19 protein-coding genes are annotated in these 14,481 nt (G+C 64.0%); 13 read left to right on the top strand and 6 right to left on the bottom strand.

What is annotated here, in order from left to right:
• Positions 1 to 149 precede the first annotated feature (149 nt).
• The 3 genes from ACH9L7_RS02905 to ACH9L7_RS02895 all read left to right on the top strand — a co-directional run bounded on the left by ACH9L7_RS02905 (position 150) and on the right by ACH9L7_RS02895 (position 1,917).
• Positions 150 to 1,376 carry a tripartite tricarboxylate transporter permease gene (locus ACH9L7_RS02905; RefSeq protein WP_396612251.1) on the top strand — a complete coding sequence of 409 codons (1,227 nt, stop codon included), beginning with the start codon at positions 150 to 152 and terminating at the stop codon, positions 1,374 to 1,376.
• A 91-nt stretch (positions 1,377 to 1,467) separates the two neighbouring features.
• Complete coding sequence (locus tag ACH9L7_RS02900) at positions 1,468 to 1,647, top strand: HVO_2753 family zinc finger protein (RefSeq protein WP_396612250.1); 180 nt, start codon at positions 1,468 to 1,470, stop codon at positions 1,645 to 1,647.
• 3 nt (positions 1,648 to 1,650) lie between these two features.
• Entirely contained in the window at positions 1,651 to 1,917 is a 267-nt protein-coding gene (locus ACH9L7_RS02895) for an elongation factor 1-beta (protein WP_396612249.1), read from the top strand.
• A 103-nt stretch (positions 1,918 to 2,020) separates the two neighbouring features.
• On the opposite strand, the gene ACH9L7_RS02890 is transcribed toward ACH9L7_RS02895, so the two are convergent.
• Positions 2,021 to 2,278, bottom strand: a complete 258-nt coding sequence (locus ACH9L7_RS02890) for a hypothetical protein (RefSeq protein WP_396612248.1) — start codon at positions 2,276 to 2,278, stop codon at positions 2,021 to 2,023.
• 129 nt (positions 2,279 to 2,407) lie between these two features.
• Positions 2,408 to 3,568: a cystathionine gamma-synthase gene (locus tag ACH9L7_RS02885; protein ID WP_396612247.1), complete on the bottom strand. Its 1,161-nt coding sequence runs from the start codon at positions 3,566 to 3,568 to the stop codon at positions 2,408 to 2,410.
• 171 nt (positions 3,569 to 3,739) lie between these two features.
• Between ACH9L7_RS02885 and ACH9L7_RS02880 the strand changes: the two genes are divergently transcribed.
• From ACH9L7_RS02880 to ACH9L7_RS02840, 9 genes are all read left to right on the top strand, one after another.
• The gene (locus tag ACH9L7_RS02880; RefSeq protein WP_396612246.1) at positions 3,740 to 4,030 is read left to right on the top strand and encodes a 50S ribosomal protein L21e; all 291 of its coding nucleotides are present in this window, start codon (positions 3,740 to 3,742) and stop codon (positions 4,028 to 4,030) included.
• Between the two features lie 3 nt (positions 4,031 to 4,033).
• Entirely contained in the window at positions 4,034 to 4,390 is a 357-nt protein-coding gene (locus tag ACH9L7_RS02875) for an RNA polymerase Rpb4 family protein (RefSeq protein ID WP_396612245.1), read from the top strand.
• 53 nt (positions 4,391 to 4,443) lie between these two features.
• Positions 4,444 to 5,034 carry a DUF655 domain-containing protein gene (locus ACH9L7_RS02870; RefSeq protein WP_396612244.1) on the top strand — a complete coding sequence of 197 codons (591 nt, stop codon included), beginning with the start codon at positions 4,444 to 4,446 and terminating at the stop codon, positions 5,032 to 5,034.
• A gap of 43 nt (positions 5,035 to 5,077) precedes the next feature.
• Positions 5,078 to 5,941 carry a 16S ribosomal RNA methyltransferase A gene (locus tag ACH9L7_RS02865; RefSeq protein WP_396612243.1) on the top strand — a complete coding sequence of 288 codons (864 nt, stop codon included), beginning with the start codon at positions 5,078 to 5,080 and terminating at the stop codon, positions 5,939 to 5,941.
• A gap of 3 nt (positions 5,942 to 5,944) precedes the next feature.
• Complete coding sequence (locus ACH9L7_RS02860) at positions 5,945 to 7,156, top strand: mechanosensitive ion channel family protein (protein WP_396612242.1); 1,212 nt, start codon at positions 5,945 to 5,947, stop codon at positions 7,154 to 7,156.
• Positions 7,153 to 7,749: a HemK2/MTQ2 family protein methyltransferase gene (locus ACH9L7_RS02855; protein WP_396612241.1), complete on the top strand. Its 597-nt coding sequence runs from the start codon at positions 7,153 to 7,155 to the stop codon at positions 7,747 to 7,749. Before ACH9L7_RS02860 ends, ACH9L7_RS02855 begins: the two co-directional genes overlap by 4 nt.
• A 59-nt stretch (positions 7,750 to 7,808) precedes the next feature.
• Positions 7,809 to 8,816, top strand: coding sequence for a 5-methyltetrahydropteroyltriglutamate--homocysteine methyltransferase (locus ACH9L7_RS02850; protein WP_396612240.1), 1,008 nt, complete (start codon positions 7,809 to 7,811; stop codon positions 8,814 to 8,816).
• Positions 8,813 to 9,886 (top strand): methionine synthase, encoded by a 1,074-nt coding sequence (locus ACH9L7_RS02845; protein WP_396612239.1) that lies wholly within the window; start codon positions 8,813 to 8,815, stop codon positions 9,884 to 9,886. The genes ACH9L7_RS02850 and ACH9L7_RS02845 overlap by 4 nt, the downstream gene beginning before the upstream one ends.
• A gap of 189 nt (positions 9,887 to 10,075) precedes the next feature.
• Positions 10,076 to 10,567 carry an ester cyclase gene (locus ACH9L7_RS02840; protein WP_396612238.1) on the top strand — a complete coding sequence of 164 codons (492 nt, stop codon included), beginning with the start codon at positions 10,076 to 10,078 and terminating at the stop codon, positions 10,565 to 10,567.
• Between the two features lie 112 nt (positions 10,568 to 10,679).
• Here the strand turns inward: ACH9L7_RS02840 and ndk are convergent, their stop codons facing one another.
• The 4 genes from ndk to rpl7ae are packed head-to-tail and all read right to left on the bottom strand — an operon-like array spanning position 10,680 to position 11,935.
• Complete coding sequence (gene ndk, locus ACH9L7_RS02835) at positions 10,680 to 11,144, bottom strand: nucleoside-diphosphate kinase (RefSeq protein WP_396612237.1); 465 nt, start codon at positions 11,142 to 11,144, stop codon at positions 10,680 to 10,682.
• A complete protein-coding gene (locus ACH9L7_RS02830; protein ID WP_396612236.1) occupies positions 11,145 to 11,339 on the bottom strand; it encodes a 50S ribosomal protein L24e in 195 nt (64 codons plus the stop codon).
• Between the two features lie 2 nt (positions 11,340 to 11,341).
• The gene (locus tag ACH9L7_RS02825) at positions 11,342 to 11,566 is read right to left on the bottom strand and encodes a 30S ribosomal protein S28e (protein WP_007543463.1); all 225 of its coding nucleotides are present in this window, start codon (positions 11,564 to 11,566) and stop codon (positions 11,342 to 11,344) included.
• Positions 11,567 to 11,572: 6 nt separating this feature from the next.
• Entirely contained in the window at positions 11,573 to 11,935 is a 363-nt protein-coding gene (gene rpl7ae / locus ACH9L7_RS02820) for a 50S ribosomal protein L7Ae (RefSeq protein ID WP_007543462.1), read from the bottom strand.
• Between the two features lie 260 nt (positions 11,936 to 12,195).
• On the opposite strand from rpl7ae, the gene tmcA reads away from it, so the two are divergent.
• Entirely contained in the window at positions 12,196 to 14,481 is a 2,286-nt protein-coding gene (gene tmcA / locus ACH9L7_RS02815) for a tRNA(Met) cytidine acetyltransferase TmcA (RefSeq protein WP_396612235.1), read from the top strand.

Genomic DNA, 14,481 nt, shown 5'->3' with positions numbered 1-14,481 from the left:
CACGCGGCGTCACTCGTCAGATAACTCCGATTTCTTTCGACGCTACCCAGAGAGCGGCGGCACCGGTCTCGAAGTGGCGGGTTACTCCGTGTCGATGTAGCCGGGCCACGACGGAGGTTTATATCCGAAGCCGGGACCATCGCGGTCCGATGTGGAACACCCTCGGTCCGGATGCATCCATCTTCGTCGGCGTCGCCGCGGGTATCGTCCTCGGTACGTGTTCGGGGCTCGTACCGGGACTCCACGCCAACGCCTTCGCACTCCTCTTGGCGAGCCTCGCGCCCCAGTTTCCCGGCCCGCCGGTCACCGTCGCCGCAGCGGTGGTGGCGGCCGCGACAGTCCACACGTTTCTCGATATCGTCCCCTCGCTTGCGCTCGGCGTCCCCGACGCAGCGCTCGCGCCCGGTTCGCTCCCGGGTCACCGTCTCGTCCTCGGCGGCCGCGGACGCGAGGCACTTCGCCTCTCAGCGGTCGGAAGCGGTGTCGCGTTGTGTCTCGCCGTCCCGCTGGCGGTCCCGTTCACGGACGTTGCGACCGAGGTGTATCCCGTCGTTCGGGAGTTCCTCTGGGCGGTGTTGCTCGCAGTCGTCGTTGCACTGGTGTGGACCGAATCGTCGATACGGGCACGAGTAGCCGCCGTCGTCACCGTCGCCGCAGCGTCAGCACTGGGACTCGTCGTCCTCGATTGGCCCGCGAACGGGATGTTGCCGGTCGGCGGGATTCTGAGTCCGCTGTTCGCCGGGTTGTTCGGCGTTCCCGTCCTCCTCGACGCGAGCGACGGAGCGGGCGTGCCGCCGCAGGGAGACGCCGCGCTCGCGATGTCACCGACAACGCTCGCGCGGAGTGTTTTCGCCGGAAGCGGCGGCGGCGCGTTCGTCGGATACCTTCCGGGCGTTTCGGCAGGTGTGGCGGGGACGCTCGCGTTGGCCGCACTCCCGAGTGGCGACCAAGACACAGCGGCCCGGTCGTACGTGGTCGCCACGAGCGCCGCGACGACCGCTACCTCGGTGTTCGCGCTATTCGCGCTGGCCGGGCTTGGGACGCCGCGGACCGGGGCGCTCGTGGCGCTCGTGGCGGCCGACCTTCCATCGAGACTCGCGGTTGCCCTTCCCGTCACACTCGTTGCGGGCATCTGTGGGGCGCTTCTCGTCCCAATTCTCGGCGACCGCATGTTGGCTCTCGTCGGGCGACTCGACCAACGACGACTCGTCGCGGGCGTGTGTATCTTCCTCGTCGGACTGTCGTGGGCGTTCGCGGGCGAGGTTGGCGTCGTCGTGCTCGTCGTCGCCGCCGCAGTTGGGCACCTTCCGACGCGACTCGGTTGTCGCCGGGTCCACCTGATGTGCGTGCTCGTGACGCCGCTGGCGCTCGGATGAGGGGAACGCTGCCGGAAAGCGTGTGACGGCGACACACCATCTGGGACCGGGAAAGACAACGGTTAAAAGTCGCGCCTCGGTTAGTCATCGTATGAGCGAGGCAGAACAGCGACACGCTCACCAGTGCGTGTCCTGTGGCATCAACATCGCCGGCATGAGCGCTGCGACGTTCAAGTGTCCGGATTGTGGCAAGGAGATTTCGCGTTGTTCCAAGTGCCGCAAGCAGAGTAACCTCTATGAATGCCCCGACTGCGGATTCATGGGTCCATAAACAATGGGAAAAGTAGCCGCTAAAATCAAGGTCATGCCGAACAGCCCCGAGCTGGACCTCGACGACCTCGAGGACCTGCTCGAAGATTCCCTCCCTGAGGGTGCGAAGATTAAGGGCTTCGAGCGCAACGACGTTGCGTTCGGTCTCGTCGCCCTCCTGCCGACGGTCATCGTCCCCGACGATGCCGGTGGCACGGAAGCCGTCGAAGAGGCGTTCACCGAAGTCGAAGGTGTCGAGAGCGTCTCCGTCGAGAACGTCGGCCGTATCTGAGCTGACGCCCGACCTTTTCAGAGAAATTCGTTTCGCAGAGCGACCGCACCGTCTCGGCGTTCGGCAGCGACGCACCAGTGTCTCTCTCGGTTCGTGGGCCGCTTCACCAGCGTTCCATCATGACGATTCCGAGGACGACGCCGAACGAGAGGCCGAGCATAATCGCTACCGGGAACGACCCGACGAGGACACCCCCGATGCCGCCGAGGAGCATCCCGGCGGCGAGGCCGATACCGAACTGCTCGGCTTTGTGGCTCGACCCCTCGTGGTCGTCGGAGTCGGCGGTGACGGGTTCGGCCGTCTCCTTGGACTGCTGGGCCTGCAGAACCTCATCACTCACGGACACGGACTCTTGCGACATAGCTAGAGATTCATCGGCACACTCAATAACCCTTACCCGGGTTCCCACGAGGCGAAAACAACCGAATACACACGTTTTACTGCCTTTCTCGACGGGTGTTTGGTTCGACTCGGTGAGTCGAACGAGGAGTCAGAACGCCGCGTCGAACGCCTGTTCGAGGTCGGCTTTCATGTCGTCGACGTGTTCGATACCCACCGAGACGCGGATGAGGCCGTCGGTCAGGCCTGCTTCGAGACGCTCTTCGCGGGGGATGGCTGCGTGCGTCATCGCCGCGGGTTGTTCGATGAGGCTCTCGACGCCGCCGAGGCTTTCGGCGAGCGTGAACACGTCTGTCTCCTCGACGACGGTCGAGGCCTGGTCGAGCGTCCCGTCGAGTTCGAACGAGAGCATGCCGCCGAAGTCGTCCATCTGCTCGGCCGCGAGTTCGTGCTGTGGATGCGAGTCGAGACCGGGGTAGAAGACTTCAGAGACGGCCTCGTGGTCGTCGAGCCACGCGGCGAGTTCGCGGGCGTTGTCGCAGTGGCGGTCCATTCGAACGGGGAGCGTCTTCGTCCCGCGGAGGACGAGGAAGCAGTCGAACGGCGAGGGCGTCGCGCCGACGGAGTTCTGATAGAAGGCAATCTCCTCGTCGAGGTCCTCGTCATCAGTGACGAGCGCGCCGCCGACGATGTCGGAGTGCCCGCCGAGATACTTCGTCAGTGAGTGCGAGACGATGTCTGCGCCGTGTTCGAGGGGGCGCTGGAGGTACGGCGTGGCGAAGGTGTTGTCCACGGCGCAGAGCGCGTCAACCTCGTGGGCAATGTCCGCCAGCGCTTCGATGTCGTTGACGCGCATGAGGGGGTTCGTCGGCGTCTCGACCCACACGAGTGCCGTCTCCTCGCGGACGGCGTCGCGGACGGCGTCGTGGTCTGTGGTCTCCACGAAGTCGAATTCGAGGTCGTACTTCTCGTAGACCTGCGTGAAGATGCGGTGGGTACCGCCGTACACGTCGTTGCCAGCGACGACGTGGTCACCCGCTTCGAGCAGGTTGAGGACGGTGTTGATAGCGCCCATCCCCGAGGAGAAGGCGCGCCCGTAGTCGCCGCCTTCGAGCGCCGCGAGGTTCGATTCGAGGTCGGTCCGAGTCGGGTTCCCGGTCCGCGAATATTCGTAGCCGCGGTGGTCGCCGGGGCCGTCCTGTGCGTACGTCGAGTTCGCGTAAATGGGCGTCATGAGTGCCCCTGTCTCCTCGTCGGGTTCCTGTCCGGCGTGGATAGCGCGCGTCTCGATGCGTCGCTCGTCTTCAGCCATACGCGAACGGCCGCACCGACTCGGGTTAAGTCCGTCCCTCTCACTGCGTCGGCGACCCCTGTGTCCCCTTACTGCTACTGCCCCCGTGTGACGTGCCCACGCGCATCGCCCACACGCGCGGTTCGTAACGTGCAATTTATAACGGCGACGCAAGTACTCGTTCTCACGACTATGCCGAGCTCCAACGGTCCGATGAAGGGGACGCGAGGAAAGCTTTCGAACAAACCACGCGAGCGAGGTACCTCCCCGCCGCAGCGCTCTATCGCCGAATTCGACGAGGGTCAGAAGGTCCACCTCTCTATCGACCCGAGCGTGCGCAAGGGGCGCTTCCACCCGCGCTTCAACGGCCTCACCGGTGAGGTCGTCGGGAAGCAGGGTCGCGCGTTCAAGGTCCAGATCAACGATGGCGGCAAAGAAAAGACCGTCATCGTCCGGCCCGCCCACCTGCGCGCCCAACAGTAAGCGATGACCATCTTCAAAGAGAAGCTCGACGAGGAGTACCTGACCATCTCAGAGGTCAAAGAACTCCTCGCCGAGGTCGAGGCCGACCGCGCTGCCGACGAGGAGCGCGAAATGCGCTACGAACTGGCGCGTGCAATCGAGCACGTCAACCGGTTTGCCCACCTCGACCCCGAGGAATCTCGTGAACTCGTCGAGGAGCTCGCCGAGTTAGAGAAGGTCGACGCACCGACGGCAATCAAAATCGCGGACCTCCTCCCGGAGACCCGCGACGAACTCCGTGCGGTCTACGCTCAGCAGCGCTACGCGCTGTCGGGCGACGAACTCGACGAGATTCTCAACGTCGTCGCCAAGTACGTCTGACCGCGCGACGGCGCGGCCAACTATTTAAATATCGGCTCACCGTAGTAACTGACATGACAGCTTCGGAGAGCGGTGACGCCGACGCCACGGTTGAGTACGCTGTCCTGCTGGACGTACTCAGACACGGGCGTCGGAACGACGACCGGCGACGATTCGATTCGGCTCCGATAGCGTACGCACTCCGCGAGTCGAACTTCCGTCTCTTGGAGTTGACACTCGAAGAAGACGCCGACGTGAGTATCGGTGACCGTGTCGCTGTGGCACCGGCCGCCGACCGCGAGTTGGTCCAGAACGTAACAGAGTCGTCGTTCGACGACCTCTCCAATACGGCCTCTTCGGAGGTTGAGTACGTCGTCGAGGACATCGTCGACGCCAACGAAAAGCGCTTTGTCGACTTCTACAACGACGCACAGCCAATCACGCTCCGGCTTCACCAACTCAATTTGCTCCCCGGAATCGGGAAGAAACTCCGGGACAAGATTCTCGAAGAGCGCAAGCGGTACGGTCCGTTCGAGTCGTTCGAGGACCTCGAAGAGCGTGTCTCCGGGCTTCACCACCCGAAGGAGGTCATCGTCGAGCGCATTCTCGAAGAACTCCACGACGACGACGTGAAGTACAAGACGTTCGTACGGAACGACCAATAACCGGAACGGGACTTTTACCCGCACCGACCTGTTACTGCTGGCAATGACGAGCGACGGACGTGGCCACCCCCACGAAACCACCGCGCGCGACCCGGACGCGCTCATCCGACGTGCAGGGGTCCGCGGTGACCCCGACCGAGACCAGCACTTCCTCGTCGACGACCGGGTCGTCGACCGAATTCCGACGTACCTCCCAGAAGATGCAGATACGTCGCACGTCCTCGAAGTCGGCGGCGGGCCGGGCGTACTGACAGACCGCCTCCTCGACGTGGCAGACCACGTCACCGTCGTCGAACAGGACCGCACGTTCGCCGACCACCTGCGCCGCGAGTTCGCCGAGGCGGTTGATTCGGGGCGGCTGACGGTGATAGAAGGCGACGCCCTCGAAGTCGACCTCCCCGAGTTTTCTGCGTGCGTCTCGAACCTCCCGTACGGCATCTCCTCCGAGATATCGTTCCGCCTCCTTCCGGAAGGAAAACCCCTCGTGCTCATGTTCCAGAAGGAATTTGGCGAGCGCATGGCCGCCGACGCAGGCACCTCGGAGTACGGCCGTCTCTCGGTGAGCGCACAGCACTACGGCGACGTAGAAGTCTGCGAAATCGTCCCGCGCGAGGCGTTCGACCCGCAACCGGCGGTCCAGAGCGCTATCGTCCGCATCACGCCGCGCGCGCCCGACTACGAAGTCGAAGACGAGGAGTTCTTCCTCGACTTCGTGAAGGCGCTGTTTACCCAGCGACGAAAGACCATCCGCAACGGCATTCGAAACACGCCGCACATCTCCGGACTCTCCGACCCGGACGCGGTTGTCGAGGCCGCAGACGAAGACGTGCTTCGAAAGCGCGCCGGAAACATGGCTCCCGTGGAGTTCGCAGAACTCGCGCAACTCGCCGCTGACACCGGCCTGTAGGCTATGCTCACTTCCCTGTTTGCCGCTTGGTCCTCCGTGTTTGTACTGTCGCTCCTCCAGGGCGAGACGCCTCTCGCACCGATTCTCTCGTCGTTCGAGACGAGAGCCGCTGCCAGCGTCGTCCTCGTCATCATCGTAGCGGTCGTCTGGCGACTCATCGCGCGCCTCCACGACCGCGACATCGAAGCGATTTCGTCGCCGGTGTGGCATCTCAGCGTCACGCTCTTGCGACTCGTCGTGGCCATCGGCGGCGGCGGCCTTCTCGTCGTCATCTGGCCCACCAGCGCCGAGTTTAGTACGATAGCCGAACAGTACGGTCTCGGCACGGAGGCGCTCGCTCGATTGGCCCTCTCGATGGTCCTCGCCGTCGGCGCGTATGTGCTGACGACGGTCATCGGCCGGTTCATCAGGGAGATTGCGAGTACTCGGCCGGAGATATCCGACCACCAGCGGGAGATTATCTACCGACTGGCGCAGGTCACGACGTACCTCGTCGCACTTATCGGCATCCTCGGCGTCTGGGAAGCGAACCTCGGCGGCGTCCTCGTCGGTGCCGGATTCCTCGGTATCGTGGTCGGTATGGCCGCCAGACAGACACTCGGTGCTCTCCTCGCGGGGTTCGTCCTCATGTTCTCGCGTCCGTTCGAAATCGGTGACTGGGTCGAAGTCGGAAACCACGAGGGAATCGTCACCGAAATCACGGTCGTGAACACGCGAATCCAGACGTTCGACGGTGAGTACGTCATGATTCCAAACGACGTGGTGAGTTCCGAGAGCCTCGTCAACCGGAGTCGAAAGGGTCGGCTTCGTCTCGAAATCGAAGTCGGCGTCGATTACGGTACCGACCTCGACCACGCCGCGACGGTGGCACAGGAGGCAGTCGAGGAACTCGACGAGGTGTTGTCGGTGCCGAAACCGCAGGTCGTCGCCAAGCGATTCGCCGATTCCGCAGTCGTCCTCGGGGTTCGCCCGTGGATAGACCGCCCGAGCGCCCGCAGGAAGTGGCGCGCGCGGACGGCGGCCATTGGTGCGATTCACGAGGTGTTCAAGGAAGAGGACATCACCATCCCCTTCCCGCAGCGCGAACTCTCCGCGCGCGAGCAGTCGGGGCCGGTTCGACTTACGGAACCTGTTGGACCGGGTGCTGAAGGCGACGGCCAGCACGCAGGCGGTGGCGTAGACACAGGTGCGTCGGCACAGGAGGACCGGCAGTGACCGACCTCGCAGAACGCCGCGGTGTGAACACCACTGTCTACCAACCGGCGGAGGACTCAGGGCTGCTCGCACAGGCCGCCGTCGAGCGCGTTTCGGGGCGCGTCCTCGAAGTCGGAACCGGGTCGGGATGGGTCGCAGAGCAACTCGTCCGAAAGACGGACGCCGACGTGGTCGCGAGCGACCTGAACCCACACGCGTGTCGGCAAGCCGCCGAACGGGCCGCTGCACTCCGCGATGAGGGTGAACGCGGGTTCGAAGTCGTGCGCGGAAACCTCGTCTCGCCGTTCCGAGATGACTCGTTCGACACGGTTGCATTCAACCCGCCTTATCTCCCGTCAGACCCTGATGCCGAGCGGGACGACTGGATGGAGACGGCGCTCACCGGCGGCGAAGACGGCCGCGCCATCATCGACCCCTTCCTCGACACTGTCGGGCGGGTCCTCAAGCCCGGCGGCGAGGCACTTCTGCTCGTCAGTAGCCTCTCGGGATACGACGAAGTGCTGGACCGCGCCGAGTCGAACGGCTTCTCGCACGAGGTTACGGTACAGGAGTCCTACCCGTTCGAGACGCTGACCGTCCTCGCGATAAAATAACTCTGATGCATTTGTTGATACAGGAAATATTATAGCCCGTCATTTCAAAACGAGAGGTGATGACCGAACTCGTCTCCACCACACCGGGACTGTATCCCCTCCCGGACTGGGCGAAGCAGGACCTCTCCGACCTCAAAGGCCACCAGAAGCACGACCTCATCTCCGGTAACGAAGGACCGGACATCGTCGAGGCGTACGGCCGCGCCCGCGAGGAAGTCGTTTCCGAGCAAGTCGATGCCGGGTTAGACCGCGTCGTCGAGGGCCAACTCCGCTGGGACGACATGCTCGCGCACCCGCTGACGGTTCACGAGAACGTCGATACCGGCGGTATCGTACGCTACTACGACAACAACAACTTCTACCGCGACCCGCAGGTACGCGGTGAACTCACCTTCTCCGGTGACGTTGCGGCCGAACTGGACGCGACTGCCGACCTCCTCGGCGACGAGTCGCTGCAGGCCGTCCTCCCCGGCCCGTACTCCCTTGCGGACCTCGCGACCGACGAGCACTACGGCGACGACGCCGAGTTCCTCGACGCTGTCAGCGACTTCCTCGCCGGTGAAGTCGACGCCTTCCCGGAACACGAGACGCTGTTCCTCCTCGAACCCTCCCTCGTGTTCTCGCCACCGGGCGAAGACATCGACGCACAGGTCCCCGAAGCAATCTCCGCCGTCGCCGACGCGACCGATGCAAACGTCGTCGTCCACACCTACTGGGGCGCACTCGAAGAGAAAGTCTACGCTCACCTGATGGACGCCGATGTCGACGCGCTCGGCTTCGACTTCGTCGTTGGCGACCGCGACCAGACGCTCTACAACATCAACGAGTACGGCACGAAAGACGACATCGCCCTCGGTCTCGTCGACGGCCAGAACACGCTGGTCGAAGACTCCGAGACGGTTCGCGAGCGCGTCGAGTGGACGCTCGACCGCGTACAGAGCCAGACCTTCGACACCGCCTACGTGACCACCAACACCGAACTGTTCTACCTGCCGGAGAATCGCGCCACGGAGAAACTCGCCGCCCTCGCCGCTGCGGCCGAGGAGATCCAGGAGGTGGAAGCATGAGCCGTGGCGTCGAGAACCGCGAGCAGTTCCGCCCCGAGAACCACGACAACGAGCACTTCCTGCTCACCACCGTCGTCGGGTCGTACCCGAAGCCGAAGTGGCTCAACCGCGCGACTGACCTCGCGGAGGACCCCGACTCGAAGTTCACAGAAGAGCACCTCCACGAGGCGCACGACGACGCGTGTCGCGTCATCACCCACGAACACGAGCGCGCCGGTCTCGACACCGTCGTCGACGGTGAGATGCGCCGCAACGAGATGGTCGAGTACTTCGCCCACCGCATTCCGGGCTACGAGTTCAACGGCCCGGTGAAGGTGTGGGGCCACAACTACTTCGACAAGCCCTCGGTCGTCAACGAAGTCGAGTACGACGAACCGTGGCTGGTCGACGAATTCGAGTTCACAAGCGACGTGGCGTCCAAACCGGTCAAGGTGCCTATCACGGGGCCGTACACGCTCGCTAGCTGGTCGTTCAACGAGCATTACGACAGCGAGGCGGAACTCGCCTACGCGCTTGCTGACCTCGTCAACGAGGAAATCGAGCAACTCGTCGAGGCGGGTGCGACGTACATCCAAATCGACGAACCCGCGCTGGCGACGACGCCGGACGACCACGCCATCGTCGGCGAGTGTCTCGAACGCATCGTCTCGGGCGTCCCGGACGAAGTGCGCGTCGGCCTCCACGTCTGTTACGGCGACTACTCGCGCATCTACCCCGAACTCAACGACTACCCCATCGACGAGTTCGACGTGGAACTCTGCAACGGCGGGTACGAACAGATAGACGTGTTCACCGACCCCGAGTTCGAACCCGACCTTGCACTCGGCGTCCTCGACGTACACACTACTGAGGTCGAGACTGTCGAAGAAATCAAGGAGAACATCAAGCAGGGCCTGAAGGTGGTTCCACCGGAGAAACTCACGGTTTCACCCGACTGCGGCGTGAAACTCCTTCCGCGCGAAGTGGCATACCAGAAGATGGAGAACATGGTCACGGCCGCCCGCGAAGTCGAAGCCGAACTCGACGCTGGCGAAATCGACCTCGCCGCGCCTGTCCCGCAGGCTGACTAACTGCCCGGGCCTCTTGGCCGACCCATTTCCCAACCCACTCGGCTGGCTGACTACCCGAACCACTCGACCGACTCACTGATCAGGTGTTTCGGCCACCTTTTTTGAACGGTGCTCACTCGTAGAGCGCGGTACTCTCGTTTCGCTGAACGTTTGTGAATAATTAACACACTATATCGCGTATTGAGTGGTATGGCATCCGAATCAGTCGCACCAACGACAGAAAACGTCGAACTCTGTCGCCGATACGTAGAGGACTTCATCAACACGGGGGACCGGGCGGTTGCCGCCGAGACACTCCACGAAGACGTAGTGACACACCAGTTAGGCGTCGACGAGGTCCGAGAGGGCCGAGACGCGCTCGTCGACCAGTTGCTTGACTTCCGCGACGTGGTGCCGAACTGGCATCTGCGGATCGACGACACCATTGCGCAGGACGACCGGGTGATGTTTCGGGTGACTGCTCGCGGGACGCCCCAGAAGGCGTGGGGGAACCTCGTGCCGACGGGGAAATCGTTCGCGCAACCGGCGTTCTTCGTCTTCCGCGTCGAAGACGACCGTATCGTCGAGCAGTGGAATCTGGTGAACCTGATGGGTATCGCGAAGGATATCGGGATGATGCCACCGGGACCGCGCGTCATCGCGAAACTGCTCGCTCACCGGATTCGCTCGCGACTCGGGTGACTACCCGGTCGGTTCCAGTGACTCGCTGGTGAGAGCGCGGACGAGAGGGTGCCGAACCGACGGCGCGGCCGCTCCTCTCGGGGAAAAGAAAATCGAAAAACCGCGACCCGGCTTACTCGTAGAGCCAGGTTTCGTCGATGCGCTCGTAGTCGACCAGTTCTTCTTCGTCGAAGAACAGGGCGATTTCGCGCTCGTTCGCGCCTTCGTCCTCGTGGTCGGAGCCGTGGATGACGTTCCGACCGAGGTCGAGGCCGTAGTCACCGCGGATGGTGCCGGGAGCGGACTCGGCGGGGTCGGTCTCGCCCATCATGCGGCGGACCTGTCGCGTCGCGTCCTGACCTTCCCAGACCATCGCGAAGACGGGACCGGAGGTGATGAAGTCGACGAGACCCTCGAAGAACGGCTTGCCCTCGTGCTCGCCGTAGTGTTCGTGGGCGAGTTCCTCGTCGATTTGCATGAACTTACCGGCGACCATCTTCAGACCGCGGTCTTCGAAGCGAGAGACGATGTCGCCGATGAGGCCGCGCTGGACGCCGTCAGGCTTGACCATCACGAAGGTGCGCTCCGCGTCGGACATTTAGTTGTCCTCTCCTCGTGCGCGGCGGCCGGCTTCCGTCCACTCCAGGTCGCGGGCCTCGCGACCGAGGAAGTAGTTCTTCTCGGCCTTCGAGTCCTTGAAGTGGAGGATGGTACCGTCGTTCTTGACGTACATCGTGCCCGTGCCGGGCTCGATGTCTTCACCACTGTAGTCGCAGGTTCGCTTCTCAACCATGTTCACTGACCTCCGATGGAGTCGGCGTCACGCTGGGTCTCGCGCAGCTGGAGAATGTCGCCCTCACGGACGGGACCCAGCACGTTTCGCGTGATGATACGCCCTTTGTTGGAGCCCTCTTGGATGCGGCACTTGACCTGCATGGCCTCGCCGTGCATCCCAGTCTTTCCAACGACTTCGATGACTTCGGCAGAGGTCGAGTCGCTGGCTTGTTCGTCCGCGCTCATGGTCAGTTATCGAAGGTCCTCGACCTTGGTCGCGATGTCCTCGACATCGTCCGACGCCTCACCGGCGTCGACGATTGCCGCGGCCGCACTGCCGACTTCGAGGCCGGCGGCGTGGCCGATGTCGTCTTGCGTCTCGACGAAGAGGAACGGGATGCCCTTCTCGTCTGCGAGTTCGGGGAGGTGCATGACGATTTCCTCGGGGGAGACGTCTTCGGCGATGAGGACGAGCTGGGCGTTGCCACGCTCGATTGCCTTGGTCGTTTCGTTGGTTCCTTTCTTCACGATGCCAGTATCTCGGGCGACCTCGAGCGCCTCGACGGCGCTGTCAGCGAGGTCGGCCGGTACGTCGAATTCTACGTAGACAGCCATTGTTGTTCACCTAATCCTGCTCGCGGGCTCGACTCCCTCGCCGGCGCACCGGTCGGTCGAAACTGACCGGCAGGCACAATCCCTACGGCGAGGAGGTTCATCAACCCCGGACAGGCTGTACACATCCCTTACTTTGGACCCCATAAAAGCGCTTTCAAAATCTCGACGGCGTGCGACGCGTCCGCACGCGGGAAAAAACCGGGCCACCGTCTCCCGGTACGACCGAAGGAAGTGAATAGGCTCGTGGACTATCCACCAGTATGACTCGTTCCGGCGACTCTCCCGTCTCTGATTCGCCCGCCGGCACGCCCGACATCGAGGCGCTCGCCGCCGCCCGACGCGACGAGGCACTGGCGACCAACCAACGCCGGTTGCTCGTCTTTTCCGGCGACCGAGACAGCGGCATCGACGCTGCCTTCGACGCGGTCCGCGGTGCTGACGTGCCCGACGACGAGGTGACGTTCGTCACGACCCGCGAGGGATTCCGCTTCGAGCGCGTCGAACCCCGACAGGCGTCGTCGCTTCTCGGAACGACCCGCACTGTCGTTGTCCTCGACGCCCACGACGACTTCTCGCCGAACGCGCTCGGGCGCGTCGCTGGCGCTATCGACGGCGGCGGTCTCCTCGTTTTCCTCACACCGCCACTCGACGAGTGGGCGACAACGCGGAACTCGTTCGACGAGCGCCTCGCCGTCCCACCCGCGACTGTCGCGGACGTGTCAGGGCGCTTCCGTACGCGACTCATCTCGACGCTCCGCGACCACCCCGGCATCGCCCTCGTCAATCTTGACACCGGCATCGTGGAGCGAGATGGCGCGTACGAACAAGGAATCACCTTCGACATCCCGCTGCCGCCGATTCCGCGCGACCGGGTGTTCCCGCGCCGCGCGTACGAGGACTGTCTCACTGCCGACCAGTCGGACGCGCTTTCGGCCCTCGAAGTCCTCCACGAGGACGATACCGCAGTCGTCGTCGAAGCCGACCGCGGGCGCGGCAAGTCAAGCGCTGCCGGACTCGCCGCTGGTTCCCTCGCCGCCGAGGGACGCGACGTTGTCGTGACCGCCCCCGGAGAGCGGAACGCCGCGGAAGTGTTCGTCCGCGCCGAGCGACTGCTGGACGAACTCGACGCGCTGTCCGGAGGGAGCGCCGACACGTTCGACCTCTCGGCACGCGGGAGCGGTCGAGTGCGGTACGTTCCGCCCACAGAGGCGGGTGCCGAAGTGGACGACGATACCGTTCTTATCGTAGACGAGGCCGCCGCGCTGCCGGTTCGACTGCTCTCGTCGTATCTCGACGCGCCCGCTGTCGCGTTCTGTACGACCATTCGGGGCTACGAGGGCGCGGGACGCGGGTTCTCCGTCCGGTTCCGCGACCGACTCGACGAGTCGTCCCACGAGGTGACTGACGTACGACTCGACCACCCGATTCGGTACGCCGTCGGCGACCCCGTAGAATCGTGGACCTTCCGCGCGCTCCTCCTCGATGCGCGCCCACCGGTCGAACAGCTAATCGAGGACGCGGCACACAGTACCGTCGCCTACGAGACACTCACGCCGGAGGAGTTGCTGGCGGACGAACACCTGCTTCGGGAAGCGTTCGGCCTGCTCGTTCTCGCACACTATCGGACCGAACCGGATGACCTGGCGCGACTTCTCGACGCGCCGAACCTGACGCTCCGGGCGCTCACCTTCGACGGCCGGGTCGTCTCTGTGGCCCTTCTCGCACGCGAAGGCGGGTTGGACGCCGAGACGCGCCAGCACATGTACGAAGGCGGCCGCATCCGCGGGAATATGCTCCCCGACGTGTTCACGAGCCAACTCCGGGACGAACAGGCAGGCGTTCCTGTGGGCTACCGGGTGATGCGCATCGCGACCCACCACGCAGTTCGCTCGCGGGGTCTCGGGTCGCACTTGCTTTCGTCCATCCGACGCGAGTTCGAAGACGAGGCGGACTACCTCGGTGTCGGGTTCGGCGCGACGCCCGAACTGCTCTCCTTCTGGCGGGAGAGCGGCTACCGAACCGTCCACCTTTCGACGACCCGTAACGACACGAGCGGCGAGTACTCCGCGCTGATGATGCTCCCGCTGTCGGAGGCGGGCAAAACACTCCACGACCGGCACTCGCAGTGGTTCCTCGGCCGCATCGGGGACGTACTGACCGACGCACTCTCTGACCTCGACCCCGACGTTGCGCGGGCGGCGCTCGCGGCCGTCGAACCCGACTTCGCGCCGTCGCTGTCGCCCTACGAGTGGCGCGTCGTCGTCGGTGCATCGTACGGTCCGGGGCAGTACACGACGGCACCGGGGGCGTTCAGGCAACTCGCGCTCGCCCATCTCACGGCACCCGGGAACGTCTCGCTGTCCGACCTCGAAGAGCGACTGCTCGTCAGGAAGGTGTTGCAGGCGCGGCCGTGGACGCCGGTCGCCGAGGAACTCGGGTTCCACTCGACGGCGCAGTGCATGCGCGCGCTCGGTGACGCGTTCGAACCGCTCGTGGACCACTACGGCGGCGAGGTTGCAGACGCCGAACGGGAGCGCTACGAGTAG

It is taken from the genome of Haloferax sp. S1W (assembly GCF_044593955.1).
Lineage (GTDB): Archaea > Halobacteriota > Halobacteria > Halobacteriales > Haloferacaceae > Haloferax.
This window is presented reverse-complemented; position numbering and strand designations above follow the sequence as displayed.